Raw genomic sequence first — 26,182 nt, forward strand, 5'->3', positions numbered from 1 at the left:
CCCGCGTAGGGCAGGACTTTGACCGGATGCCCTAGCCGCGGGGGAAGCAGTCTTGACCACGCTGTGCACGTGAGCGCCGGTTGCAGCTGGCCGGCCGCAACATTCCGGGCCACGAACTGTGGGGCCTGGTCGAAGCGACCGGCAGCCACCTGGACCGGCGGATCAAGAAGAACTGGGCCTGGCCAGCAGCCCGTAGGAGCCCGGCCCACGCCCAAAGTCCCAGAGAAGTCCCACGGGTGCCGCCGCACCCCTTGCTGATCTGTGTTCGCGCAGCTCAGGAGGGGTGCGGCGGCACCCGCCGGTCAGATGTCGCGGAACGTCTCGATCTGCGCGCCGATCGTGTTGAGCCGCTCGGCCAGGTCCTCGTAGCCGCGGTTGATGACATAGACGTTGCGCAGTACGGAGGTGCCCTCGGCGGCCATCATCGCGAGCAGGATGACGACGGCGGGGCGCAGCGCGGGCGGGCACATCATCTCGGCGGCGCGCCAGCGGGTCGGGCCCTCGACGAGGACGCGGTGCGGGTCGAGCAGTTTGACGCCGGCACCCAGCCGGGTGAGCTCGGTGAGGTAGATCGCGCGGTTGTCGTACACCCAGTCGTGGATGAGCGTGGAGCCCTGGGCGGTCGCGGCGATGGCGGCGAAGAAGGGGACGTTGTCGATATTGAGGCCGGGGAACGGCATCGGGTGGATCTTGTCGATGGGCGCGCGGAGCTTGGACGGGCGCACGGTGAGGTCGATGAGGCGGGTCCGGCCGTTGTCGGCCTTGTACTCCTCGGTGCGCTCGTGGTCCAGCCCCATCTCCTCCAGGACGGCCAGTTCGATCTCCAGGAACTCGATCGGCACCCGGCGGATCGTCAGCTCCGACTCGGTGACCACGGCGGCGGCCAGCAGGCTCATCGCCTCGACCGGGTCCTCGGAGGGCGCGTAGTCCACATCGCGGTCGATGTCGGTGACGCCGTGCACGGTCAGGGTGGTGGTGCCGACGCCGTCGACCCGTACCCCGAGCTCCTCCAGGAAGAAGCAGAGGTCCTGGACCATGTAGTTCGAGCTGGCGTTGCGGATCACGGTGATGCCGTTGTTGCGGGCGGCGGCCAGCAGCGCGTTCTCGGTGACGGTGTCGCCGCGTTCGGTCAGCACGATGGGCCGGCTGGGGGAGATCGCCCGCTCGACGACCGCGTGATAGGTGCCGTCGGTGGCGGTCACGTCGAGGCCGAAGTGGCGCAGCGCGTTCATGTGCGGCTGCACCGTACGGGTGCCGAGGTCGCAGCCGCCGGCGTACGGGATCCGGAAACGGTCGGTGCGGTGCAGCAGCGGGCCGAGGAACATGATCACGCTGCGGGTGCGCCGGGCCGCCTCGGTGTCCATCGCGTCGAGGTCCAGCTCGGCCGGCGGTACGATCTCCAGATCGTTGCCGTCGTTGATCCAGCGGGTGCGGACGCCGATGCTGTTCAGCACCTCCAGGATCCGGTAGACCTCCTCGATCCTGGCGACCCGGCGGAGCGTGGTGCGCCCGGAGTTCAGCAGGGAGGCGCACAGCAGCGCGACGCACGCGTTCTTGCTGGTCTTCACGTCGATCGCGCCGGACAGCCGCCGGCCGCCGACGACCCGCAGGTGCATGGGCCCGGCGTAGCCGAGCGACACGATCTCGCTGTCCAGCGCCTCGCCGATTCTGGCGATCATCTCCAGGCTGATGTTCTGGTTGCCGCGCTCGATGCGGTTGACCGCGCTCTGGCTGGTGCCCAGCGCCTCGGCGAGCTGGGACTGGGTCCAGCCACGGTGCTGGCGGGCGTCACGGATGAGCTTGCCGATACGGGCGAGGTAGTCATCGATCATGTGGCAAACGGTATCTCACACATGAGATGGGGGCTGTGTGTCGAAAGGCAGGTGCGGCGTGTGGATCGTCGCGAACGGGGTAGACGTGGCGCGGTGGCCCTCGATCCAGCAACGTTACACAAGGTCAGTATCTCGGATATGAGATTAATGCGCCTGATCGTGTGAAGGATTGCTCCAGATGGAGGAGTAGGTTCCGGGTGATGGCGCCGGGCGCGGGACAGCGCCACAGGGGTGCCGGGGCATGACCCCGCACCGGTGATGTACTAGAGTTATCTCGACATCGAGATATCTGCCGAGGCGTACCACGCCGCAGTCACCGAGCCGCTAGGTAAGGCATACCTAACCTAGCGCTCACCTTAGCGGATCGGCATGGAGTCGTGTCGGTCGTGTCGGCAGGATTGCGGTGGTACGCGCGAATTACATGCATGAAGGAGACTGTCGTGTCGGCGAACAGCTTCGACGCCCGCAGCACGCTGCAGGTGGGCGACGAGTCGTACGAGATCTTCAAGCTGGACAAGGTCGAGGGCTCCGCCCGCCTTCCCTACAGCTTGAAGGTCCTGCTGGAGAACCTGCTCCGCACCGAGGACGGCGCGAACATCACCGCCGACCACATCCGGGCCATCGGCAACTGGGACTCGAGCGCCCAGCCCAGCCAGGAGATCCAGTTCACGCCGGCCCGCGTGATCATGCAGGACTTCACCGGCGTGCCCTGCGTGGTGGACCTCGCCACCATGCGTGAGGCCGTCAAGGAGCTCGGCGGCGACCCGTCCCGCATCAACCCGCTGGCCCCGGCCGAGCTGGTCATCGACCACTCCGTGATCGCCGACAAGTTCGGTACGCCGGAGGCGTTCGCGCAGAACGTGGAGCTGGAGTACGGCCGGAACCGGGAGCGCTACCAGTTCCTGCGCTGGGGCCAGACCGCGTTCGATGAGTTCAAGGTCGTCCCGCCGGGCACCGGCATCGTTCACCAGGTGAACATCGAGCACCTGGCCCGTACCGTCATGGTCCGCAACGGCCAGGCGTACCCCGACACCCTCGTCGGCACCGACTCGCACACCACCATGGTCAACGGTCTGGGTGTGCTGGGCTGGGGCGTCGGCGGCATCGAGGCCGAGGCCGCGATGCTCGGCCAGCCGGTGTCGATGCTCATCCCGCGCGTCGTGGGCTTCAAGCTGACCGGCGAGCTGCCGGCCGGCACCACCGCCACCGACCTGGTGCTGACGATCACCGAGATGCTGCGCAAGCACGGCGTCGTCGGCAAGTTCGTCGAGTTCTACGGTGAGGGCGTCGCCGCCACCTCGCTCGCCAACCGCGCCACCATCGGCAACATGTCGCCGGAGTTCGGCTCCACCGCCGCGATCTTCCCGATCGATGACGAGACCCTGAAGTACCTGCGGCTCACCGGCCGTGACGCTCAGCAGGTCGCGCTCGTCGAGGCCTACGCCAAGGCGCAGGGCCTGTGGCTGGACCCGGCCGCCGAGCCGGACTTCTCGGAGAAGCTGCAGCTCGACCTCTCCACGGTGGTCCCCTCCATCGCCGGCCCGAAGCGCCCGCAGGACCGCATCGTCCTCGCGAACGCCTCGCAGCAGTTCGCCCGGGACGTACGCAACTACGTCGAGGACGACGACGAGGCCGGCAAGGAGTCCTTCCCGGCCTCCGACTCCCCGGCCTCGACGAACGGCGTTCCGAGCCGTCCGACCCTGGTCACCCTCGCGGACGGTACGTCCTTCGAGATCGACCACGGCGCGGTCACCGTCGCCGCGATCACCTCCTGCACCAACACCTCGAACCCCTACGTCATGGTCGCCGCCGCGCTCGTGGCCAAGAAGGCGGTCGAGAAGGGCCTGACCCGCAAGCCGTGGGTCAAGACCACCCTCGCCCCGGGCTCGAAGGTCGTCACGGACTACTTCGACAAGGCCGGCCTCACCCCGTACCTCGACAAGATGGGCTTCAACCTCGTCGGGTACGGCTGCACCACCTGCATCGGGAACTCCGGTCCGCTGGACGAGGAGATCTCGAAGGCGATCAACGAGCACGACCTGGCCGTCACCTCGGTGCTCTCGGGCAACCGCAACTTCGAGGGCCGGATCAACCCCGACGTCAAGATGAACTACCTGGCGTCGCCGCCGCTGGTCGTCGCGTACGCCATCGCGGGCTCCATGAAGGTGGACATCACCAAGGACGCCATCGGCACCGACACCGAGGGCAAGCCGGTCTTCCTGCAGGACATCTGGCCGACCGAGGCCGAGGTCAACGACGTCGTGGCGAACGCCATCGGCGAGGACATGTTCAACAAGTCCTACCGGGACGTCTTCGCGGGTGACGCGCAGTGGCAGGCGCTGCCGATCCCGACCGGCAACACGTTCGAGTGGGACAGCGAGTCCACCTACGTCCGCAAGCCCCCGTACTTCGACGGCATGACGATGGAGACCACCCCGGTCACCGATGTCACCGGCGCCCGGGTGCTGGCCCGGCTGGGCGACTCGGTCACCACCGACCACATCTCCCCGGCCGGTGCGATCAAGGCCGACACCCCGGCCGGCAAGTACCTGACCGAGCACAAGGTCGAGCGCCGTGACTTCAACAGCTACGGCTCGCGCCGCGGCAACCACGAAGTCATGATCCGCGGCACCTTCGCCAACATCCGGCTGCGCAACCAGATCGCCCCGGGGACCGAGGGCGGCTTCACCCGCGACTTCACCGTCGAGGGCGGCCCGGTGTCGTTCATCTACGACGCCTCGCAGAACTACCAGGCCGCCGGCATCCCGCTGGTCATCCTGGCGGGCAAGGAGTACGGCTCGGGCTCGTCCCGCGACTGGGCCGCCAAGGGCACCGCGCTGCTCGGCGTCAAGGCCGTCATCGCCGAGTCCTACGAGCGCATCCACCGCTCGAACCTGATCGGCATGGGCGTCCTGCCGCTGCAGTACCCGGAGGGCGTCACGGCGGCCTCCCTGGGCCTCACCGGCGAGGAGACCTTCTCCTTCACCGGCGTGACCGCGCTGAACGACGGCGGGATCCCGGAGACGGTGAAGGTGACGGCCGGCGATGTCGAGTTCGACGCCAAGCTGCGCATCGACACCCCCGGCGAGGCGGACTACTACCGCAACGGCGGCATCCTGCAGTACGTGCTGCGCTCGCTGATCACCAAGTAAGCACGGCCCGACACGGGCCAGGGCGGCCGGCCACGGCCGTCCGGACGGACCGCATCCCTCACCCGGGGGTACGGTCCGTCCGCATTTGTCCTTCAAGAACTGAACACATGAGGGTGATCAATGGTAGATAAGTGAAGGCAAATGCCTACTGTTCGAGGTGGTTCCAGAAACGGAGTCTGCTCCTCCGCGTTTCGGCCAGGTCTCAACTCGGGAAAGCTTCACGGCCAAACGGGCTTTCGATCTTGCCCTCTCAACGAGAAGTGGACTATACCTGTCGCGTCCAGGGAAGCCCGCGAGCGCGGGACGGGGCGGGGGGATCGACGGGCCGAAAACGCCCGCTCGTGGCAGGACCACCCCTCCTCGGTGGATGGCAGCATCACTGAAGCTTCATCTGTTCGCGGGCGCCGGCGGATTCCGCTGCACCGCATGAGTCCTGTAGAGGGCGAGGACTTGAGCATGGGATCCGAACTGAACCGCCGGGATCTGGTCAAGCGCGCGATGGCCGTTGGCCTGGTCGCCGTACCGTCGGCATCTTTCCTCACCGCGTGTGCCTCCGACAGCGGTGACAAGACCGACAAGCCCAAGGAAACGGGCACGGTGTCCGCCAAGAACCCGCTCGCTGTCAAGGAGGGCGCGCCTCTCGAGGCGTTCATCTTCAAGGGCGGCTTCGGCGACGACTACGTCAAGAACGCCGAGACGGCTTACAACACCACGTACAAGACGACGGTCAAGCACACGGGTACCCAGGCCCTGGGCCCGAAGCTGCAGCCGCGCTTCGCCGGCGGCAGCCCGCCGGACGTCATGGACAACTCGGGTGCCGACAACCTGGACACGGCGGCGCTCGCCAAGCAGGGCAAGCTCGTCGACCTCACCCCGCTGCTCGACGCCGCGTCCTTCGACGACCCGGCCAAGAAGGTCCGCGACACCCTGATCGCCGGCACCATCGAGCAGGGCCAGTACGGCGGCAAGGAGGTGTACGCGCTCAACTACGCGTTCACCGTCTATGGCACCTGGTACTCCAACAAGCTCTTCCAGGCGAAGGGCTGGACGTACCCGCAGACCTTCACGGAGCAGCTGGCGCTCTGCGAGAAGATCAAGGCCGCGGGCATCGCGCCGTACACGTACCCGGGTAAGTACCCGTACTACGTGCACTTCGACATCTTCGCCCAGATCGCCAAGGCCGGCGGCGTCGAGGGCATCAACGCCATCGACAACCTGGAGCCGAAGGCGTTCCAGACCGACGCGGTCAAGGGTGTCATCGCGTACTACGAGGAGCTGGCCGCCAAGGGCTACATCCTTCAGGGTTCCGAGGGCAAGACCCACATCCAGGCGCAGACCGACTGGACGAAGGGCAAGGCCGCCTTCATCCCGAACGGTTCCTGGGTGGAGAACGAGGCAGCGCCCACCATGCCGAAGGACTTCGACCTGGCGGTCGGCGCGATCCAGGGCGGCGCCAGCGACAAGCTCCCGTTCGGTGCCATCCGCGCCGCGGCCGGCGAGCCCTTCATCGTCGCCAAGGACGGCAAGAACCCGGCCGGCGGCATGGAACTGCTCCGCATCATGCTGAGCAAGGCCCAGGCCAAGGCGTTCACCGAGTCCCTGAAGTCCCTGACCGCCGTCGCGGGCGCCGAGGAGGGCCTGACCCTCACCCCGGGTCTCGCCTCCGCGAGCAAGGGCCTCAAGGCCGCCGCCGCCAACGTGGTGAACCCGCGTCTCGGCGACTGGTACAAGAAGCTGAACGAAGAGACCATCGGAAACCTCACGCTCGACCTGCTCTCCGGCAAGATCAAGGCCGCGGAGTGGATCACCAAGGCGCAGGCGGCCTCGGACGCGACCGCGAAGGACTCCTCCGTCCCGAAGTTCAAGCACGCCTGACGCTGCTTCACTTGTACTGACTGAGACGAGAGCGACCGGCGACATGCGACATGGCAAGTACCGGTTCATCATCGGCTTTCTGGCAATCCCCTTGGCGTTGTACGGGGTCCTCGTGATCTCGCCCTTCGTCCAGGACTTCCAGATCTCGATGACGGACTGGAGCGGAATCTCATCCGACAAGAAATTCATCGGGCTCGACAACTACCAGAAGCTCATTCACAACGACCTCTTCTGGAAGTCGTTGTCGCACAACATCATCATGCTGCTGGTGGTGCCGCTGGTGACTCTGTCGCTCGGTCTGTTCTTCGCCTTCATGCTCAACGTCGGAGGCCGCCGCAGAGGAAGTGCTGCGGGGGTCTCCGGCGTGCGGGGATCGTCCATCTACAAGGTGGTCTTCTTCTTCCCGCAGGTGCTGTCCGTCACGATCATCGCTGTGCTCTGGCAGCAGATCTACAACCCGGACAATAAGGAAGGCCTGCTCAACGCCCTGCTGGGGAACCTGGGCCTGGCCTCCCTCCAGCACGCGTGGCTGGGCGACAAGTCCACCGCACTGGCCTGCATCATGGTCGTCATGATCTGGGCGAACGTCGGCTTCTACGTCGTGCTGTTCTCCGCCGGGATGGCCTCCATCCCGACCGAGATCTACGAGGCGGCGCGGCTGGACGGCGCCGAGCGCGGCACGACGTTCTTCCGGATCACCCTGCCGCTGCTGCGGGACACGGTTGCCACCGGCTGGGTGTACATGGGCATCATGGCCATGGACGGATTCGCGTTCGTGCAGCTGATGTCGGTGAACAACGGCGGGCCCGACGAATCGACCGACGTGCTGCCCCTGCTGCTGTACAAGACGGCTTTCCGGGACAACAGCCAGTTCGGTTACGCGGCCTCGATGGGTGTCGCGATGCTGATCGTGACGCTGATCTTCGCCGTTCTCAGCATGCGGCTGTCGCGCCGCGACCGTATCGAGTTCTAGGGGTGGCGCGATGACGACGAACGCAGTTTCTGTGGAGAATCAGAAGTCGGCGGCCCCGACCGCCAAAAAGACCACCAAACGCAACTGGCGGCGCAGTGAGGGAGGCGTGCTCAACGTCTTCTCCCACGGCTTCCTCCTGGTGTGGGCGCTCATGGTCGGGGTGCCGATGCTCTGGGTGCTCTGGAGTTCGCTCAAGACCTCGGGCGACATCGTGGGCAGCCCCTGGTCGCTCCCGACGCACCTGCACTTCGACAACTGGACCCGGGCCTGGAACAAGGCCAACATCGGCCAGTACTTCATCAACACGGCGATCGTGGTCGGCTTCTCGACCACCGGCACGATGATCCTGGGCTCGATGGCCGCCTACGTCCTGGCGCGCTTCGAGTTCTTCGGGAACCGGTTCATCTACTACCTCTTCGTCGGGGGCATGGCCTTCCCCGTCGTGATGGTGCTGGTCCCGCTCTTCTTCGTCACGAAGAACCTGGGCCTGTTGAACACGTTCCCCGGACTGATCCTGGTCTACATCGCGTACTCGCTGCCCTTCACCGTGTTCTTCATGACGTCGTTCTTCCGGACGCTGCCGACCTCGATCGCGGAGGCGGCACTGGTCGACGGGTCCTCGCACACGAGGACCTTCTTCCAGATCATGCTGCCGATGTCGAAGCCGGGCCTCATCAGCATCGGTGTCTTCAACATCCTGGGCCAGTGGAATCAGTACCTGCTGCCGATCGTCCTCAACCAGGGCGACTCCAAGAACTACCTGCTGACGCAGGGGCTGGCGGACCTGGCGACGCAGCAGGGGTACGCGGGCGACTGGGCGGCGCTCTTCGCCGGCCTCGCCATCGCGATGCTTCCGGTGCTCGCCGTCTACATCGTCTTCCAGAAGCAGATCCAGGCCGGCCTCACCGCCGGTGCGATCAAGTAGTCGGGCACGGGTAGCCGCGGTACGGACGGGGGCGGCGTGAGCGGTCTGCCGCGCGTCACCCTCAACACCGGCACCGCGATGCCACAGCTCGGTCTGGGCGTCGGTCATCTGACCGACGCCCAGACCGCTGTCGCGGTGTCGACGGCACTGGAGTGCGGCTACCGCGGTATCGACACCGCCGCGGTGTACGCCAACGAGCGCGGCACCGGCCGGGCGCTCGCCGCCTCGGGGCTGCCCCGCGCGGACCTCTTCGTCACCACCAAGCTGTGGAACGCCGACCAGGGCCACGACCGGACGCTGCGCGCCTTCGACGCCTCACTGACCGCGCTCGGCCTGGAGTACGTCGACCTCTACCTGATCCACTGGCCCCAGCCGGACCGCGAGCTGTACCCGGAGAGCTGGCGGGCGCTGGAACGGATCCACGCCGAAGGGCGCGCCCGCGCCATCGGTGTCTCCAACTTCTGTATCCCGCACCTCGAACGGCTGGTGGCCGGATCCGGCATCGTCCCGGCCGTCAACCAGATCGAACTGCACCCCTGGTACCAGCGGCCCGCCCTGCGGGCCCACCACCGCGCGCGGGGCATCGCCACCGAGGCGTACAGCCCCCTGGGCCAGGGCGACGTGCTCACGCTGCCGGTGCTCACCGCCATCGCGGGGCGGTACGGGGTGACCGCCGCCCAGGTCGTCCTGCGGTGGAATCTGCAGCTCGGCCACATCGCGATCCCCCGCTCGGCCGACCCGGCCAGGATCCGGCGGAACGCGGACCTGCTCGGCTTCGCCCTGGACGACGCGGACCTGGCGGCTATCGCCGGCCTGGACGCGGGGCGCCGCCTGGGTCCCGATCTGAACGGCGTCGGGTAACGGTTCTAGACCGTTGCGTGGTGTGCCCGGTCCCTGATCTGCTCCAGCAGCGCCGCCTGGCCCACCAGCGACTCCCCGTACGCGTCGAAGGGCGCGCCCGTCAGCACCCGGTGGGCGAACGCCCGGGCTCCGTTGGCGTACTGGTCGTCGGCCGGCAGGACCAGATCCTCCACCGAGTCCTGCCGCTCCCAGCGCACCGAGGGCAGCAGATCGGCGGGCGGGGTGAAGGCCCGGTCCACGCTGATCCGGCCCTCGGAGCCCCACAGGGCATAGGTGGTGCGGTAGGAGGAGTCGAAGCCGAAGGAGAGCTCCGCCGAGACGCCCGAGGGCGTGTGGAACAGGGCGCTGCCGCCCACGTCCACGCCCGTGCGCCCGTCGATCCGCAGGTGGGAGCCGGCCAGGGTGAGATCCGGGCCGAGGAAGTACGTCGCCGCGCGGACGGTGTAGGCGCCCACGTCCAGCAGGGCGCCGCCGCCGAGCTCAGGGCTGTTGCGGATGTCGCCGGCGGGGCGCGGCGGGACGCCGAAGGCGGCGCTGAAGACGCGCGGCGCACCGATCGCGCCGGCGTCGATCCGCTCGCGCACGGCCGGGTGCTGGGAGTGGTGGAGGAAGAGGAAGTTCTCCATCAGCCACAGACCGTGGTCCCGCGCCGCGGCCACCAGTTCCCCGGCCTCCTCGGCCCCCGTCGTCAGGGACTTCTCGGCCAGTACGTGCTTGCCGGCGTCCAGCGCCCGCATCGCCCACCGGTGGTGCAGGCCGGTCGGCAGGACCACGTACACGGCGTCGACGTCCTCCCGCTCCAGCAGCGCCTCGTACCCGGTGACGGGCTCGCCGCCGAACCGGTCCGCGAAGCGTGCCGCGTTCGCGGGGTCACGGCTGGCCAGTGCCGTGATCCGGAGCTCCGGGACGGTGGCGATCGCGGGCAGCATCTTGCGCCAGGCGAAGTCGGCGCAGCCCAGCACCCCGAGCCGCAGGACGCCGGAGGCCGGTTCGGGCTCGCTCATCGGGGTTCCCCTTCACACATTTACCGGTGCGCGTCGCCGGTCACAGGCTCCGCGCGCAGGCGAGCAGGGTGCGCGCCTCCACGTTCAGATAATGGCCGTGACCCACCAGTTCCATCAGCTGGGACACGGTCGTCCAGCAGAAGTCCTCCGGCACCCGGACCGGCACCTCGTCCCCGACCTCGATCAGCCGGTAGCGGGTCCTGGCGTGGTAAAAACGGCCGCCCTCCTCGGACAGCACCGTGTCGAAGCGCACCTGGTCCTTCGAGGCCCCGTTCACCACGTCGAGGAACGGCGGCGCTCCGCCCGGGCCGCCGGCCGTCGCGTCGGGGAGCTGCACGGTGGGCGCGATCTCGACCCGGTCCAGCAGCCCCGGCTCGTGCCCGGCGCGCGCGAGCAGATGCGGTACGCCGTCGATCCGGCGGACGAGGAACGCGGCGAGTCCCAGGCCGCGGGGGGCGAGCAGCGGCTGCGTCCAGCCGGGCACCTCCCGGTTCCCCGCCTGCACCCGTACCGCGATGACGTCGAAACGGTCCCCGTCCTCGTCCGCTATCCGCCGCGCGGACCGGGTCCAGCCCAGCACACCGGCCAGCGGCACCAGCCGCGCGGACCAGTCGCAGCGGGTCTTGGCCTCGGTGAACCAGCTGAGGACGTGGCTCATGGAGTGGTGCGCGGCCCCGGGAGAACCGGGGCCCGGTGGGAAGGGCAGTGAGGCGATCACCGAGCGGCTGTCCATGTTGACGAGGTCGTCGATCCGCAGCATCCGCCGCAGGTCGTCCCAGGCGATCCACTGGTGGTCCTCGTGCAGCGGAACGTCCTCGGTCACCCGCACCACCATGTTGCGGTTGCGCTTCTGCCAGAACCAGGTGCCCTGCTCGGACTGCAGGGTGTCCACCAGGACCTGCCCGCGGCCGGGGCCGCGGAAGTGGTCGAGGTAGCGGGTCGGCTGGCCGCCGTGCACCCGGGTGTAGTTGCTGCGGGTGGCCTGCACGGTGGGGGAGAGCTGCAGGGTGTTGATGTTGCCGGGTTCCATCTTCGCCTGCATCAGACAGTGCGGGACCCCGTCGAAGTCCTTCACGAGGATGCCGAGGACGCCGAACTCCGGCTGGTGGATCACCGGCTGGGTCCAGGTCCCGCGGCCGTCCCCGTCGGTCACCCGCAGCCCTTCCACCGAGAAGAACTTCCCGCTCCCGTGGACCAGGTTCCCGGTCGGCTCGTCGAAGGACCAGCCCTCCATCTCGTCGAACGGGATCCGGGTGACGTCGAACCAGCCCGCCCTGGCGCGCTTGGCCCACCACTCCTGGAACGGTTCGGGAACCCCCTCCCAGCTCATCGCCCGGGCACCGGGACGAAGTACGGGCTGAACGTCTCGTGCAGGTGGATGCGGCTGCCGTCGGAGCAGTTGATGATGTACTCCTTGAACGCGCAGGGCGTACCGGCCCCGCCCGGCGGCCAGCTCGCCAGCCCGTTGTCGAGGATGACGCGGTGCTGCATGGAGTTGCGGGCGCGCAGTTCACGGCCCAGCGGCGTGGAGTCCTGGGTGTCCGCGAGCCACGGCACGGCCGCCCCGTCGAAGACGACACGGTTGCTGCTGACGACCTCCCCGGCGGGGGTGAGCAGCGCGGAACTGCGGAGCACCGGCTTCGCGTGCGGCGACAGCCCCAGCTCGTCGCGGATCCGGCGGTCCAGGGAGCCGGCGTCCACCGGAAGCTGGGAGTCGACGCGGACGGTGAGCCGGCAGGCGATCAGGGACTCCAGCAGGATCGTGGTCGATCCCTCGCTCTCCAGCAGCATGCGGGTCTGCGGGGGCAGTTCCATGAACGTGCCGCGTGAGGTGCGGTGGATACCGGGAGCGGAGTTCTCCATGGCTAGCTCGGTTCCGGGCCCTTGAGCGGCTTGCCCATCGCCGACCGGGGGATCTCGTCCAGGAAGCTGACCCGCCGCGGCATCTGGTGCGGGGCCAGCCGGGACTGGCACCACGCGAGCAGCTCCGCGACGGTGAGGCCGGAGCTGGTGACGATGCGGGCGGCCGGCACCTGGCCGCGTACGTCGTCGGGGGCCGCGACGACCTGGACGTCGGTCACCGCCGGGTGCCGGGCCAGTACCCGTTCGATCTCCGCCGGGCTGACCTTCTTGCCCGCGACGTTGATGATGTTCTTCAGCCGGCCGTTGATCCGGATGCCGCCGTCTTCGATGCGGGCCAGATCGCCGGTGCGGTACCAGTCGCCGTCGAAGTCGAGCGGGAGCAGCCCGTCGGTGCCGGTGTAGCCGGCCGCCAACGCGTCGGTCCGCAGCTGCAGTTCACCGCCGCCGGACACGCCGTCGACCGGGACCAGCCGGGGGACGACGCCGGGGAACGGTGTGCCGACCTCGCCCGGCAACTGCTCCCCGGTGCTGAGCGCCGCGGAGAGCGCCCCGGTCTCCGAGGACCCGTACGCGTTGTAGAGGGCGAAGTCGTACCGCCCGGTGATGGCGCCGGCCGCCGCCGGGGGCAGCGGGGCGCCCGAGGAGACCGCCATCCGCAGCTCCCCGAAGTCCAGCGGTGCGGCGGTACCCGCCAGCAGCTGGAACTGGAACGGCAGCCCGACCAGCGTCCGCGCCCCGTGCTCGCGCACCGCGCGGGCCAGTTGGGACGGTATGGACCGCGAGGGGACGTGCCGGATCGGGGTGCCGTGCAGCAGGGGCGCGGCGATGCCGTAGGCGAAGCCGTAGCAGTGGAAGGCAAGGGTGCTGACGACGCCCGGCAGGCCCTGCTCGTATCCCATGAACGCCGCGATCCGGTGCGCGTCCGTGAGGACGGTGGCGGCCGGCCGGACGACGCCGGTGGGCGTTCCGGTGGATCCCGAGGTGAGGAAGATCTGGGAGCGGGCCGGGATGCCGGCCAGGCTGTGGGTGGCGGCCCGGGTGTGCGTCCACAGCTCGACGCCGCCGTCGGTGGTCCGTACGGCGGGCGGTTCCGACGGCTCCGGGAGCGTCGCGCTGTCCCGGACGACGAGCCCGCCGAAGTCGGTGGGCGCGCCGGGATCGCTGTGCAGGACGGTCAGTTGGGCCAGGTCCGCGGCGAGGGTGACGACCGCGCGGACAGCCGCGTCGGCGACGTCCACCACAACCGGCAGTCCCGTGGTGGGGTGCCGCCCGAGGTGCCCGGCGAAGATTTCCGCCGAGGTGATCAACTCACGGTAGGTCCATGCCCGCTTGCCGGAGATGAGGGCGACGTCGTCGCTCCGTCCCGCCCCGTCCCGAACTGCCGCGAAGAATCCGGCGTCCGCCACTGCTCCTCCTGGATATCCGGTCAAGAGCCGGTCAGCGGTGGGTGAGGACGAAGTCGGCCATCCTGCCGACCGACTGGAAGTTCTCCACGTCCAGGTCCTCGTCCGGGATGGTGATGTCGAACTCCGACTCCAGCCACACCAGCGTCTCCAGGATTCCCAGGGAGTCGAATCCGGCGAACTGCCGCAGATCGTCCGTCTCCTGGAGCGCGGCACCGCGCGCTTCCGGCAGGGTTTCCGCGAGGCGGCCGACGAGCGCCGCCACGACTGTCTCCCGAGAAATCATCGTCCCTCTCCCACGCCATGGCAGGATCGCCCCGTACTCAGCCGATGAGTTGTCTAGACCGGTTGAGGGCGCGAGCCTAACAGTGGGCCCAGTGGGGGCGAAAGGGCTTTCCTTGAAGAGCGCTTGGGCTTCCGGGGAGGAGCGCTTGGACTTTTGACGCGGTCCCCGAACGGTCTCCCGGACAGCTCCCGAGCGCCGGGGATCACTTCGTGACATCGGCAAAACCGCCGCGTACTGTGTGGCCCGGCTGCGGCCGGGGCCGGGGGAGCGGCCGTGGTGAACGCTTCGACGGGGGAGGGCTGGTGGAGGTTTCGAGGGCGGCGGACCGGAGCGGGCACGAGGCCGGCGGCGGTGCCGCCGAGCGTGCCGGAGTACGGCCGGAGGAACGGCTGGGCGTGCTGACCGACGCGGTCGGCGCGTTCGACCGGCGGACCGCGCGGCTGGCGCGACTGGTCGCCGCGACAGGATCCAGACCGGCCGGCAGTCTTGGCCGCCTCGACGAGATCGGCTGGCAGGTCGCGGGCATCCTGCGGACGCACCGCGTCCGGCCGCTGCCGGTCGTGGTCTCGGTACTGGCGGGCGACCACGGGGTGGCCGAGCACGGAGTCTCCGCGCACCGGCCGGAGGCCACCGCCCGGCTCTTCGCGGAGATCGTCGCGGGACAGGCACCCGTCTGCGCGCTCGCCGCCCGGGTGGGCGGCCGGGTGGAGGCCGCGGACCTGGGGCTGCGCACCGACACCGGGGACCACCGCTACAAGATCGGATACGGCACGGCGGACATCACCCGCGCCGACGCGATGACCTTCGGACAGGCGCTGGACGCGATCGAGGCCGGCGCCCGGTTCGCCCACGAGGTCTTCCCCGCCGGGAGCATGGCCGCCTGCGGTGAGATCGGCGTCGGCAACACGACGTCGGCCGCCGCGCTGGCCGCCCGGCTGCTCGGGGCCGACCCGCGGGACCTCGCGGGCAGGGGCTCCGGCGTCGGCGAGGAGACCGTCCGGCTCAAGACGCGGCTGGTGGAACAGGCGCTGGAGCGCACGTCCGGGCCCGACGTCGATCCGGTCCACGGCGGGGATCCGGTCCGGCAGCTCGCCGCGCTCGGCGGTTACGAGCTGTGCGGCAACGTCGGCGTGATCCTGGCCGCCGCCGCCCGCGGCTGCCTGGTGGTGCTCGACGGCTGTATGACGGCGGTGTCCGCGCTCATCGCCTGCCGGCTGTGCCCGCAGGTCCGCGAGTACCTGGTGGCCTCCCATGTCTCCACCGAACCCGCCCACCGGATGCTGCTGGACGAGATGGGGCTGAAGCCGGTGCTCGACCTGGAGATGCGGCTCGGCATGGGATCGGGCGCCGCGCTCGCGGCCGGCCCGGTCAACGCGCTGCTCGCGGTGACCGAACTGGCCGCCGCATCCGGCCCTCCACCTGCGGCTTCTCCTCCATCGAACGAGCAGTCCCGCAACGCGACGGCGCAGTCCCCCGACCCTTCAGGAAGCGAACGCATATGACGGTGCGGGGCGTCATCCTCGATCTCGACGGAACGCTGGTGGAGTCCCGGGGCGTGCATGTGCGCTGTCTGCGCGCGGCGTGCCAGGACCTCGGGCTGCCGCGGCCGAGCGCGGCCCTCATCGCGACCCGGTCGGCCGCGACCGATCGGGCGACGCTCGTCCGGCTGGTCGGTGAGCCGCTCGCCGAGCGGGCGATGGCGGCCTACAACGCGCACTTCCCGCTCGCGCTCGCGGAGGCACCCGCCCCGCCCCGGCCGGGCGCCGCCGAGGCGATCGAGGAGCTGGCCGCGCTGGGCCTCGCCCTCGGGGTGTGCACCGGCCGCTCCCGGGCCGCCGCGGCCCTGCTGCTCACCGCCGCGGGCCTCGACATCCCGCTGCTGGTCGCCCGCGAGGACGTCGACGAGCCCAAGCCGGCACCGGAGGGTCTGCACCGGGCCCGGGGACTGCTGGGACTCTCCGCGGCCGAGGTGGTCTTCGCCGGGGACACCGCGCACGACGTCCGGCAGGGGGAGGCGGCGGGCATCACCACCTATCTGGTGGGGGGCGCCCCGGGCGCCGCACTGGCGTCGCTCGCCGGACTGCCCGCCCTGCTGACCGCCTCTCTCCTGCCGGCCGCCGGGAGCGAGGGGTGACCGACACGTGGACGGCCCAGCTGGACCTCGCGGGACTGCGCTCCGCCCAGGCACCCCTGACGTGGGGACAACGGGTGATCTACGAGGCGGTGCGGAGCAGGACCGAGGCGCACGCCTACGACTACAACATCAAGTACTTCGTGGAGCTGGACGGCACCTTCACCACCGAGGACGTGCTGGCCGCCCTGCGGCAGGTGGTGGCCGCGTACGAGAGCCTGCGCACCGTCTACCTCCCGGGAACGGACGCTGAGCCGCCCCGGCAGTCGGTCCAGGGGGAGGGACGGCTGCCCGTCCGGATCGAACCCATGGCGGCCGGCGCCGATCCCGAGGCCGAGACCGTCCGGCTGCACACCCGGATGGCGGAGTCCGGCTTCGACCTCTCACACGAATGGGGGATCCGGGTCACGCTGCTGCTGGCGCCCGGGGGAGCGCCGTTCCGCGTCCTTCTCTATCTCTCCCATGTGGCGCTGGACGGCTGGGCGCTGCGGATCCTGGAACAGGATCTGCGGGACCGGCTGGCGGGCCGGCCCGCCGCCGATGCGGCCGGGCCGCGGCGCACCCAGCCGCTGGATCTGGCGGAGCAGGAGCAGTCCGAGCGGGGCCGGGCGATGAACCGCCGGTCGGGCGCGTATGTGCGCAAGGTCCTCGACGGCGCCCCGCAGTCGATGTTCGCGGGGGCGTCGGGCGATCCCGGGGCCGCGCACGGCGAGCTGCGCTCCGCCCCGATGGACGCCGCCGCCCGGACGATCGCCCTGCGCTGCCAGGTGAGCACGGCGACCGTGCACCTCGCGGCGTTCGCGGCGCTCCTCGCGCGCCGCAACGGCACCACCCGCTGCGCGCTGAAGACGATCTTCGCCAACCGGGTCGGCGCGGACCGGCAGGGCATGGTCGCCCCGCTCGCCTCCGATGTCGTGCTCTGCCCCGATGTCTCCGGGCCCGCGTTCGACGACGTCGTCCGCGCCACCCACAAGGACACGCTGCGCGGGTACGCCAGGGCCCAGTACGACCCGGCGGATCTCGACGGGCTGATCGCGGCGGCGGGCCAGGCCCGGGGGCAGCGGCTGGACCTGTCCGTCCTGCACAACGACACCACTCTGCTGTTCGGCGAGCCGGAACAGCGGACCCGGACACCGGAGGACACGGCGGAGGAGGGCGCGGACGACCGGTCCTTCTCCTGGGCGGCGCCGTTCGCCCTGCCCGCCCTGAAGCTCTACTACAACGTGAGCTCCGAGCCGGAGGGCCCGATCACCGTGCACCGACTGGTCGCGGACACCGCGTACCTGCCCCGGGACGACGTCCGCGGGCTGCTCCTGGACATGGAGACGCTGCTGACCGAGTCCGCCCGCCGCCCCGGGGTCCCGATGGCGGCGCCGGACGGCTTCCTCGTCCGGCCCCTTGCCAGGGGTGACGACTGGCTGCTGACCGACGCCTCCTGGGCCGATCTCGGTGCCATGCGCCGGGCCCTGCTCGGCCTGGAAGCCGTGGCCGACGCCGAACTGCTCGTCGACCGGGACGCCGCCGGGGCGCCCCGGGTGACGGTGCGGGTGGTCCCGCACGCAAGGGGCGACGGCGGCCGGCCCGTCACCGTCGCGGAGGTGCGGCGCGCGTACGAAGCGGCGCTCTCCGTCCTGCCCGATGTCGTTCTCCCGCACTACTACCTTGTCGAAAGGCCCCAGTTCCGTGTCGCGTCCCACTGACCGACCGACGGTCGGCGTCATCGTCCCCGCCATGAACTCCTCGGACTTCATCGACCAGGCCCTGGGGTCGGTGGCCATGCAGACCCGGCCCGTCGACCAGATCGTCGTCGTGGACGACTGCTCCGACGACGACACCGTGCGGCGCGTGGAGCGCTGGAGCGAGGTGCTGCCGCTGACACTGGTCCGCAACACCCGCCGCCTCGGTGTCTGGGGCGCCCGGGGGACCGGGATCGAGCGGCTCGGCACCGACCTGGTGTGCCAGCTCGACGGCGACGACGCCTTCCTTCCGCACCATGTCGAGGCGATGTGCGACGCCTACGAGGCCAGCCCGGGGCTGATCAGCCCCCGCCCGCTGACCTGGACCGGCACCGGGCCGTTCGTCCCCGGCACGTACACCAAGGGCCGGCTGCCGCTCCCCGGCGATCAGCTCGTCCAGCTGCTCGCGCAGAACTACGTCGTGGTCGGCGCGCTGTACAGCCGGGCGCTGTACGACAAGGTCGGCGGCTTCCGGAAGATCGCCTACGGCGAGGAGTGGGACCTGTGGCTGCGGCTGGTCGCCGCGGGCGCGGTCGTCAGCAAGCCGGCGGACCCTTCGTACGTCTACCGCGTCCGTGCCTCCAGCTACGCGGGCGGTTTCGCGCGGAACACGGCGGAGACCGAGGTGCTCGGCCGCTTCCTGGCCGAGACCCGGGACCCGCGGCTGCGCCGGGCGGTCAAGATCGCCCTGCTCCAGCGGACCGGCACGGACGGGCTGCCGGAGGCGCACGATCCGCTCGCGGCGCCCGGGGTGGACGCGGCGGTGCTCGCCCGGGCGGGCATCGGGCGCGATCACCTTGTGTACGTGCGGCGGGATCCGGATCTCGGCTGGGTACTCGCCGGCCGGGACGAATCGACGGGCGGTCCTGCGACGGCGGTGATCGCGGACGACGGCCGGCTCGTGCTGCGGATGACCGGTGGGGAGAACGACTACGAGGTCACCTTCGTCGAGGACGAGCTGCTGCGCCGCGACACGTCTTCCCTCCGTGACGTCCTGAGGCGCTGAGAGGGTACGGGCGACCTATGACGCATCGGGCTTTCCGTCGCAGAATGGTCTCAGCCCTTGACGGGACATCACCCTGAAGGCTCAGCTTAGGGTTCACATGTTGTAGACGACGGGGTCTCACTGGTGCGGCCTCGTCCGTTCGGGCGGCGGTTTGTACCGCCTGCCGAGGCAGGAGTGGATGGTCGTGGAGACTCCGGGATCGCAGTCATCGCTGCACCGGGCCAACCTAGAGCGTGTGGTCCGCGCCGTACGGCTGGCAGGCTCGCTCACCCAGGCGGAGATCGCCCGGAGTACCGGGCTGTCCGCCGCCACGGTCTCCAATATCGTCCGGGAGCTGCGGGACAACGGAACGGTGCAGGTCACGCCTACCTCCTCCGGAGGAAGACGGGCCCGCAGCGTTGCGCTGTCCGGCGATGTCGGCATCGTCGTGGGCGTCGACTTCGGACACTCCCACCTGCGGGTGGCGGTGGGGAACCTGGCGCACCAGGTGCTGGCCGAGCAGTCCGAGCCGATCGACGTGGACGCCTCCGCGTCCCAGGGCTTCGACCGGGCCGAGCAGCTGGTCGCCCAGCTGATCGAGTCGACCGGCATAGGCGTGGACAAGGTGCTCGGGGTCGGCCTCGGTGTCCCCGGCCCCATAGACGTGGAGTCCGGAGCCATCGGATCGACCGCGATCCTGCCCGGCTGGAGCGGCATCAACCCACGTCAGGAGCTGTCCGACCGACTCGGCATGCCCGTGAAGGTGGACAACGACGCCAACCTGGGCGCGCTGGGCGAACTGGTCTGGGGCGGCGGCCGCGGGGTACGGGACCTGGCCTACATCAAGGTCGCCAGCGGCGTCGGCGCGGGCCTGGTGATAGACGGCCGCATCTACCGCGGCCCGGGCGGCACGGCGGGCGAGATAGGGCACATCACGCTGGACGAGTCGGGCCCGGTGTGCCGCTGCGGCAACCGCGGCTGCCTGGAGACCTTCACCGCCGCGCGCTACACCCTGGAGCTGCTGCGCAGCAGCCACGGCGCCGATCTCACGGTGCCGCGGATGGTCCAGTACGCCCGGGAGGGCGATCCGGGCTGCCGCCGGGTGATCGCGGACGTGGGGCGGCACATCGGCATGGGCGTGGCCAGTCTCTGCAACCTCCTCAACCCCAGCAGGGTCGTCCTCGGGGGCGATCTCGCGGAGGCCGGCGAGCTGGTGCTGGCGCCGATCCGCGAGTCGGTGGCGCGCTACGCCATTCCGAGCGCGGCCCGGCAGCTGTCGATCGTCCCCGGCGGGCTCGGCGCACGCGCGGAAGTACTCGGAGCGCTCGCTCTGGTACTGAGCGAAATGGGTGATTCGACCCTTCTTGATGGAAATGCTCCGGCGGCGGTTCCGGCCCTTTCAGCGCAACGACCTGCATAACCCTGGGTTCACACAGCTAACGAAACGCGCCGTTGCCATCTCGTTAAGTGTTTACTTATTGACGGCATGGCAACGGCGGAGTTGACTCACGTGAACCTCGGCCGCAGCGTTGCGGCCTCGTCAGGGAGGCAACCCAAAATGAACGCAATGATGCGTCGTGCCGTAATTGGCTCGCTTGCGGTAACGATGGCCCTGTCCGTGGCCGCGTGCGGCAAGGCCGGAGACAACAAGTCCGACAGCAGCAAGGACAAGTCGATCGGCCTGCTCCTTCCGGAGAACGCGACGACGCGCTACGAGAAGTTCGACCGCCCGCTGATCGAAGCGAAGATCAAGTCGCTCTGCTCCGACTGCAAGATCGAGTACGCGAACGCCGCCGGCGACCCGGCCAAGCAGGCGCAGCAGGTCAGCAGCATGATCACCAAGGGCGTCAAGGTCCTGATCCTCGACCCGCAGGACGCGGTCGGCATCAAGGCCTCGGTCCAGGCGGCCGTGGACAAGGGCATCAAGGTCGTGGCGTACGACCGCTTCGCCCAGGGCCCCGTCTCCGCCTACGTCTCCTACGACAACGAGAAGGTCGGCGAGCTGCAGGGTCAGGCCCTCCTCGACGCCATGGGCGCCAAGGCCACCCCGACTGCCAACGTTGTCATGATCAACGGTGACGACGCCGACCCGAACGCCGCGCAGTTCAAGGCCGGTGCCCACAAGGCGCTCGACGGCAAGGTCAAGATCGCGTACGAGCAGAGCGGTCTGTGGAAGGACACCGTCGCCAACCAGAAGGTCACGGCGGCCATCACCCAGCTCGGCGCCAAGAACATCGCCGGTGTCTACTCCGCCAACGACGGCATGGCCGGCGGTATCGCCACCGCCCTCAAGGGCGCGGGCATCAACGTCCCGCTGACCGGTCAGGACGCCGAGCTCGCCGGTGTCCAGCGGATCCTCGCGGACCAGCAGACCAGCACCGTCTACAAGGCCTTCAAGCCCGAGGCCGACGCGACCGCCGAGATCGCGGTCAAGCTGCTCAACGGCGAGGACATCAAGTCCGTCGCGGACATCACGGCGACCAGCGGCTCCGGCACCACCGTGCCCGCGAAGCTGCTCCCCGCGGTGTCGGTGACCAAGGCCAACATCAAGGACACGGTCGTCAAGGACCAGCTCTACACCGTGGCCCAGATCTGCACCGCTGACTACGCCGCCGCCTGCAAGGCCGCCGGCATTCAGTAAAACCCCGGGGCTCACAAGGCCCCCGGTCCCGTAAAAGCCTGTCCGGCGCCCCGCCCCACCATCATCCCCGCTTCGGGGTGGGGCGCCGGACGGAAACGCTTACGGGTCACGGGACTTACCCCCACGTATTCACTTTGTAATCCTGTGCTTCTTGCACGTCCTTCCGCGCCTCTCCCAGGGCGCGGCATCCCCGCCGGTCAGGCGGCGAAGGAGATGATTCACGTGTCCGCTACGCCCGTGTTGGCGTTGCGCGGAGTCTCCAAGCGATTCGGTGCGGTGCAAGCCCTCACCGATGTCGAGCTGGAGGTCCATACCGGTCAGGTCGTCGCGCTGGTCGGTGACAACGGTGCCGGCAAGTCCACTCTGGTCAAGACGATCGCCGGTGTGCACCCGATCGACGAAGGCGTCATCGAGTGGGAGGGCACGCCGGTCAGCATCGACCGGCCGCACGACGCCCAGGGCCTCGGCATCGCCACCGTCTACCAGGACCTCGCGCTCTGCGACAACCTCGATGTCGTCGGCAATCTCTACCTCGGCCGCGAACTGCGCCGCGGGCTCGCGCTCGACGAGGTGACGATGGAGCAGCGCGCCCGCGAGCTGCTCGACACCCTGTCGATCCGCATCCCGAGCGTCCGCATCCCGATCGCGAGTCTGTCCGGTGGTCAGCGACAGGTCGTCGCCATCGCCCGCGCCCTGATCGGTGAGCCGAAGGTCGTCATCCTCGACGAGCCCACCGCCGCCCTCGGCGTGGAGCAGACCGCCCAGGTCCTCGACCTGGTCGAGCGGCTGCGCGAGCGTGGCCTCGCCGTCATCCTCATCAGCCACAACATGGCCGATGTGCGCGCCGTGGCGGACACGGTGTCCGTCCTGCGGCTCGGCAAGAACAACGGTGCCTTCCCGGTGAAGGACACCAGTCCCGAAGAGATCATCGCGGCGATCACCGGAGCCACGGAGAACGCCGTGACCCGTCGTCAGGCGCGCAACACGGAGGCGGCAAAGTGAGCGACCTGTCCAAGACGGTGAAGGACACGCCCCCGGCCGAAGACCCCACCGCGGCGGCGATCCCCGTCGTCGACCCGCGACTGCTGGTCCGCGAAGAGGGACTCAAGGGCTATCTGACCGAGTTCAAGCGCAAGGTGCGCGGTGGTGAGCTCGGCTCGCTGCCCGTCGTCGTCGGTCTGATCATCATCTGGTCCGTGTTCCAGTCCCAGGACAGCCTGTTCCTGAGCGCCGGCAACATGCTCAACATCAGCTACTTCATGTCCGCCACCGGCATGATCGCCATCGGCCTGGTCTTCGTGCTGCTGCTCGGTGAGATCGACCTGTCGGTCGCCTCCGTCAGTGGTCTGTCGGCCGCCGTCTTCGCCATCCTGGCGACGACACACGGTGTGAATCCCTGGCTGGCCGTCTTCCTGACCCTCCTGACCGGTATCGCCATCGGCGCGCTGCACGGTTACTTCTTCGCCAAGATCGGTGTGCCGGCCTTCGTGGTCACCCTCGCCGGCAACCTCGGCTGGAACGGCCTGATGCTGTGGCTGCTGGGCGACACCGGCAGCCTCTCGATCCAGGACAAGGGCCCGCTGCACCTGCTCGGGCAGCGCTCCTTCTTCATGAACCAGGACATCGCCGGCGCGTACCTGCTGGCGGGTCTCGGCACCGTCGCCCTGCTCGCCGGCTCGCTCATCGAGCAGCGCCGCCGCCGCCAGGCCGGGGTCCCGTACCGGCCGACCGGCGAGATCGCCGTACGTGTCGGTGCGCTGGCCGTGGTCTCCTTCGTCGCCGCGTACGTGCTGAACCAGGCGGCGGGTGTGCCCAACGCCCTGGTGATCTTCCTCGTGGCGCTCGTGCTCACCGACTTCGTCCTGCGGCGCACCTCGTACGGCCGCAAGATCTTCGCCGTCGGTGGCAGCATCGAGGCCGCCCGCCGTGCCGGTATCAACGTGGCCCTGATCCGTATCTCGGTGTTCGCCATCTCCGGCGGCTTCGCGGCGGCCGGCGGTCTGTTCCTCGCCGCGCAGACCTACACCGCGACGCTCGCCGCCGGTAGCGGCAACCTCCTGATGCTGGCCATCGCGGCCGCGGTCATCGGTGGCACCAGCCTCTTCGGCGGTCGCGGCAACACCTGGTCCGCCCTGCTCGGCATGCTCGTCATCCAGTCCATCCAGACCGGTCTCGACCTGCTGAACATGAACACCTCGCTGCAGTACATGATCACCGGCGCCGTACTGCTCGCCGCCGTGGTCATCGACTCGGTGTCGCGCAAGACGCAGAAGGCCTCCGGTCGCGCGTAACGCTCCATCGCACACACCTCCGCATGTCGGTGGTGTGGCGGCACCGGCCCGGTGCGGGGATGATCATCCCTGCACCGGGCATTCGTGTTGCCGGGTGGTCCGCGGGTGCGCTGCGGGTGGGTCGCGGGTGACAAACGTCGCACGGGGCGCTCCACGGTGTCGCACGGGGAACATTAGACTCGACGGATCGACCAGTTCGACTGCATAGGAGGCACGGGTGGCGCTGCTGACCCGTATCAAGGGACCGCGCGACCTCGACCGGCTCAGCCAGGAGCAGCTGGTGGAGCTGGCGGGCGAGATCCGTACCTTCCTCGTCGACGCGGTCTCCAAGACCGGCGGACACCTGGGCCCCAACCTCGGTGTGGTGGAGCTGACCATCGCCCTGCACCGGGTCTTCGACTCGCCCCGGGACAAGGTGCTCTTCGACACAGGGCACCAGTCCTATGTGCACAAGCTGCTCACCGGACGGCAGGACTTCACCCGGCTCAAGAGCAAGGGCGGCCTCTCCGGCTACCCCTCGCGCGCCGAGTCCGAGCACGACGTCATCGAGAACAGCCACGCCTCGACGGTCCTCGGCTGGGCCGACGGCCTCGCCAAGGCCAACGAGGTGCTCGGCAAGCAGGACCACGTGGTGGCCGTCATCGGTGACGGCGCGCTGACCGGCGGTATGGCCTGGGAGGCGCTGAACAACATCGCCGCCGCCCGGGACCGGCCGCTCGTCATCGTCGTCAACGACAACGAGCGCAGCTACGCCCCGACGATCGGCGGGCTCGCCGACCACCTGGCGACGCTGCGCACCACCGACGGCTACGAGCGCTTCCTGTCCCGCACCAAGGACCTGCTGGAGCGCACCCCGCTCATCGGACAGCCGCTCTACGAGACGCTGCACGGCGCCAAGAAGGGCCTCAAGGACTTCATCGCCCCGCAGGGCATGTTCGAGGACCTGGGCCTGAAGTACGTCGGCCCGATCGACGGCCATGACGTGGACGCGCTGGAGTCGGCGCTGCAGCGCGCCAAGCGCTTCGGCGGCCCCGTCATCGTGCACTGCCTCACCGAGAAGGGCCGCGGCTACCGCCCGGCCGAGCAGGACGAGGCGGACCGCTTCCACGGCATCGGCCCCATCCACCCGGACACCGGCCTGCCGATCGCCGCCTCCGGCGCCGACTGGACCTCGGTCTTCGGCGAGGAGATGGTCAAGCTCGGCAGGGAGCGCGAGGACATCGTCGCGATCACCGCCGCGATGCTGCAGCCGGTCGGCCTGGACAAGTTCGCGAAGGTCTTCCCGAACCGGGTCTACGACGTCGGCATCGCCGAGCAGCACGCCGCCGTCTCGGCCGCGGGCCTGGCCACCGGCGGCCTGCACCCGGTCTTCGCCGTGTACGCGACGTTCCTGAACCGCGCCTTCGACCAGGTGCTGATGGATGTGGCGCTGCACAAGTGCGGTGTCACCTTCGTGCTGGACCGGGCCGGTGTCACCGGCACCGACGGCGCCTCGCACAACGGCATGTGGGACATGTCGATCCTCCAGGTCGTACCCGGTCTGCGGATCGCCGCGCCGCGCGACGCCGACCAGGTCCGCGCCCAGCTGCGCGAGGCCGTCGAGGTCGACGACGCGCCCACCGTCGTCCGGTACTCCAAGGGCGCGGTCGGCCCGGCGGTCAAGGCCGTCGGCCGGGTCGGCGGCATGGACGTGCTCCGGAAGGTGCCCGAGGGCGAGCGCCCCGACGTCCTGCTGGTCTCGGTCGGCGCCCTCGCCCCGATGTGCCTGGAGATCGCCGATCTGCTCGACGCCCAGGGCATCACCACCACCGTCGTCGACCCGCGCTGGGTCAAGCCGGTGGACGCGGCGCTGCCCGGGCTCGCGGCCGGCCACCGCGTCGTGGTCACCGTCGAGGACAACTGCCGGGCCGGCGGTGTCGGCTCGGCGATCTCGCAGGCGCTGCGCGACGCGGACGTGGACGTACCGCTGCGCGACTTCGGCATCCCGGCGGAGTTCCTGGACCACGCCTCCCGCAAGGAGGTCATGGCCGAGATCGGGCTGACCGCGCCCGACATCGCACGCCAGGTCACCGGTCTGGTCGCGACGATCGACGGCCGGTACGGCGAGAGCGTCGGATCGGCCGAGCCGGCGGCGGTCAGCGACTGAGGTCCGTTCCGCGGAGCTGTCGAGTGAGGGGGTCCACCCATCCGGGTGGACCCCCTCACCCATTGGCGTAGGCATAGG

The 26,182-nt window shown here is 69.5% G+C and carries 20 protein-coding genes; 14 read left to right on the top strand and 6 right to left on the bottom strand.

Annotated features, from left to right (window positions below; genetic code table 11):
• Positions 1–302 precede the first annotated feature (302 nt).
• Positions 303–1,832 (bottom strand): UDP-N-acetylglucosamine 1-carboxyvinyltransferase, encoded by a 1,530-nt coding sequence (locus C8250_RS31765; protein WP_138354261.1) that lies wholly within the window; start codon positions 1,830–1,832, stop codon positions 303–305.
• Positions 1,833–2,272: 440 nt separating this feature from the next.
• Between C8250_RS31765 and acnA the strand changes: the two genes are divergently transcribed.
• The 5 genes from acnA to C8250_RS31790 all read left to right on the top strand — a co-directional run bounded on the left by acnA (position 2,273) and on the right by C8250_RS31790 (position 9,618).
• On the top strand, positions 2,273–4,984 hold the full coding sequence (acnA, locus tag C8250_RS31770; RefSeq protein WP_138354262.1) for an aconitate hydratase AcnA: 2,712 nt from the start codon (positions 2,273–2,275) through the stop codon (positions 4,982–4,984).
• 456 nt (positions 4,985–5,440) lie between these two features.
• A complete protein-coding gene (ngcE, locus tag C8250_RS31775) occupies positions 5,441–6,859 on the top strand; it encodes an N-acetylglucosamine/diacetylchitobiose ABC transporter substrate-binding protein (RefSeq protein WP_138354263.1) in 1,419 nt (472 codons plus the stop codon).
• A 43-nt stretch (positions 6,860–6,902) separates the two neighbouring features.
• Positions 6,903–7,832, top strand: a complete 930-nt coding sequence (locus tag C8250_RS31780; RefSeq protein ID WP_138354264.1) for a sugar ABC transporter permease — start codon at positions 6,903–6,905, stop codon at positions 7,830–7,832.
• 10 nt (positions 7,833–7,842) lie between these two features.
• Positions 7,843–8,757, top strand: coding sequence for a carbohydrate ABC transporter permease (locus tag C8250_RS31785; protein WP_138354265.1), 915 nt, complete (start codon positions 7,843–7,845; stop codon positions 8,755–8,757).
• Between the two features lie 36 nt (positions 8,758–8,793).
• Positions 8,794–9,618 carry an aldo/keto reductase gene (locus tag C8250_RS31790; protein WP_138354266.1) on the top strand — a complete coding sequence of 275 codons (825 nt, stop codon included), beginning with the start codon at positions 8,794–8,796 and terminating at the stop codon, positions 9,616–9,618.
• Positions 9,619–9,623: 5 nt separating this feature from the next.
• On the opposite strand, the gene C8250_RS31795 is transcribed toward C8250_RS31790, so the two are convergent.
• The 5 genes from C8250_RS31795 to C8250_RS31815 are packed head-to-tail and all read right to left on the bottom strand — an operon-like array spanning position 9,624 to position 14,174.
• Entirely contained in the window at positions 9,624–10,622 is a 999-nt protein-coding gene (locus C8250_RS31795) for a Gfo/Idh/MocA family oxidoreductase (protein ID WP_138354267.1), read from the bottom strand.
• A 40-nt stretch (positions 10,623–10,662) separates the two neighbouring features.
• Positions 10,663–11,952: an NDP-hexose 2,3-dehydratase family protein gene (locus tag C8250_RS31800; protein ID WP_138354268.1), complete on the bottom strand. Its 1,290-nt coding sequence runs from the start codon at positions 11,950–11,952 to the stop codon at positions 10,663–10,665.
• On the bottom strand, positions 11,949–12,485 hold the full coding sequence (locus C8250_RS31805; RefSeq protein WP_138354269.1) for a hypothetical protein: 537 nt from the start codon (positions 12,483–12,485) through the stop codon (positions 11,949–11,951). Before C8250_RS31805 ends, C8250_RS31800 begins: the two co-directional genes overlap by 4 nt.
• A gap of 2 nt (positions 12,486–12,487) precedes the next feature.
• Complete coding sequence (locus tag C8250_RS31810) at positions 12,488–13,891, bottom strand: fatty acid--CoA ligase family protein (protein ID WP_138354270.1); 1,404 nt, start codon at positions 13,889–13,891, stop codon at positions 12,488–12,490.
• Between the two features lie 31 nt (positions 13,892–13,922).
• Positions 13,923–14,174 carry a phosphopantetheine-binding protein gene (locus C8250_RS31815; protein ID WP_138354271.1) on the bottom strand — a complete coding sequence of 84 codons (252 nt, stop codon included), beginning with the start codon at positions 14,172–14,174 and terminating at the stop codon, positions 13,923–13,925.
• Positions 14,175–14,476: 302 nt separating this feature from the next.
• Between C8250_RS31815 and C8250_RS31820 the strand changes: the two genes are divergently transcribed.
• From C8250_RS31820 to dxs, 9 genes are all read left to right on the top strand, one after another.
• A complete protein-coding gene (locus C8250_RS31820; RefSeq protein ID WP_138354272.1) occupies positions 14,477–15,676 on the top strand; it encodes a nicotinate-nucleotide--dimethylbenzimidazole phosphoribosyltransferase in 1,200 nt (399 codons plus the stop codon).
• Positions 15,673–16,308: an HAD-IA family hydrolase gene (locus C8250_RS31825; protein ID WP_138354273.1), complete on the top strand. Its 636-nt coding sequence runs from the start codon at positions 15,673–15,675 to the stop codon at positions 16,306–16,308. Before C8250_RS31820 ends, C8250_RS31825 begins: the two co-directional genes overlap by 4 nt.
• On the top strand, positions 16,305–18,005 hold the full coding sequence (locus C8250_RS31830; protein ID WP_138354274.1) for a condensation domain-containing protein: 1,701 nt from the start codon (positions 16,305–16,307) through the stop codon (positions 18,003–18,005). Before C8250_RS31825 ends, C8250_RS31830 begins: the two co-directional genes overlap by 4 nt.
• The gene (locus tag C8250_RS31835) at positions 17,944–19,047 is read left to right on the top strand and encodes a glycosyltransferase family A protein (protein WP_138354275.1); all 1,104 of its coding nucleotides are present in this window, start codon (positions 17,944–17,946) and stop codon (positions 19,045–19,047) included. Before C8250_RS31830 ends, C8250_RS31835 begins: the two co-directional genes overlap by 62 nt.
• 184 nt (positions 19,048–19,231) lie before the next feature.
• Positions 19,232–20,446 carry an ROK family transcriptional regulator gene (locus C8250_RS31840; RefSeq protein ID WP_138354276.1) on the top strand — a complete coding sequence of 405 codons (1,215 nt, stop codon included), beginning with the start codon at positions 19,232–19,234 and terminating at the stop codon, positions 20,444–20,446.
• Positions 20,447–20,584: 138 nt separating this feature from the next.
• Positions 20,585–21,667 (top strand): substrate-binding domain-containing protein, encoded by a 1,083-nt coding sequence (locus tag C8250_RS31845; protein ID WP_244809480.1) that lies wholly within the window; start codon positions 20,585–20,587, stop codon positions 21,665–21,667.
• 213 nt (positions 21,668–21,880) lie between these two features.
• Positions 21,881–22,669 carry an ATP-binding cassette domain-containing protein gene (locus tag C8250_RS31850; protein ID WP_138354277.1) on the top strand — a complete coding sequence of 263 codons (789 nt, stop codon included), beginning with the start codon at positions 21,881–21,883 and terminating at the stop codon, positions 22,667–22,669.
• On the top strand, positions 22,666–23,958 hold the full coding sequence (locus tag C8250_RS31855; protein WP_138354278.1) for a sugar ABC transporter permease: 1,293 nt from the start codon (positions 22,666–22,668) through the stop codon (positions 23,956–23,958). The genes C8250_RS31850 and C8250_RS31855 overlap by 4 nt, the downstream gene beginning before the upstream one ends.
• A 217-nt stretch (positions 23,959–24,175) precedes the next feature.
• Positions 24,176–26,104 (top strand): 1-deoxy-D-xylulose-5-phosphate synthase, encoded by a 1,929-nt coding sequence (gene dxs / locus C8250_RS31860; protein WP_138354279.1) that lies wholly within the window; start codon positions 24,176–24,178, stop codon positions 26,102–26,104.
• Positions 26,105–26,182 lie beyond the last annotated feature (78 nt).

This window comes from Streptomyces sp. So13.3 (genome assembly GCF_005860785.2).
GTDB classification, from domain to species: domain Bacteria; phylum Actinomycetota; class Actinomycetes; order Streptomycetales; family Streptomycetaceae; genus Actinacidiphila; species Actinacidiphila fildesensis.

Excerpts from the sequence above, each read along its gene's own strand:
- ngcE (WP_138354263.1), top strand. The coding sequence starts at position 5,441 with ATGGGATCCGAACTGAACCGCCGGGATCTGGTCAAGCGCGCGATGGCC.
- C8250_RS31780 (WP_138354264.1), top strand. The coding sequence starts at position 6,903 with ATGCGACATGGCAAGTACCGGTTCATCATCGGCTTTCTGGCAATCCCC.
- C8250_RS31835 (WP_138354275.1), top strand. The coding sequence starts at position 17,944 with ATGTCGTTCTCCCGCACTACTACCTTGTCGAAAGGCCCCAGTTCCGTG.
- C8250_RS31765 (WP_138354261.1), bottom strand. The coding sequence starts at position 1,832 with ATGATCGATGACTACCTCGCCCGTATCGGCAAGCTCATCCGTGACGCC.
- C8250_RS31805 (WP_138354269.1), bottom strand. The coding sequence starts at position 12,485 with ATGGAGAACTCCGCTCCCGGTATCCACCGCACCTCACGCGGCACGTTC.
- C8250_RS31845 (WP_244809480.1), top strand. The coding sequence starts at position 20,585 with ATGAACGCAATGATGCGTCGTGCCGTAATTGGCTCGCTTGCGGTAACG.
- C8250_RS31785 (WP_138354265.1), top strand. The coding sequence starts at position 7,843 with ATGACGACGAACGCAGTTTCTGTGGAGAATCAGAAGTCGGCGGCCCCG.
- C8250_RS31800 (WP_138354268.1), bottom strand. The coding sequence starts at position 11,952 with ATGAGCTGGGAGGGGGTTCCCGAACCGTTCCAGGAGTGGTGGGCCAAG.
- C8250_RS31795 (WP_138354267.1), bottom strand. The coding sequence starts at position 10,622 with ATGAGCGAGCCCGAACCGGCCTCCGGCGTCCTGCGGCTCGGGGTGCTG.
- C8250_RS31850 (WP_138354277.1), top strand. The coding sequence starts at position 21,881 with ATGATTCACGTGTCCGCTACGCCCGTGTTGGCGTTGCGCGGAGTCTCC.
- C8250_RS31815 (WP_138354271.1), bottom strand. The coding sequence starts at position 14,174 with ATGATTTCTCGGGAGACAGTCGTGGCGGCGCTCGTCGGCCGCCTCGCG.
- C8250_RS31825 (WP_138354273.1), top strand. The coding sequence starts at position 15,673 with ATGACGGTGCGGGGCGTCATCCTCGATCTCGACGGAACGCTGGTGGAG.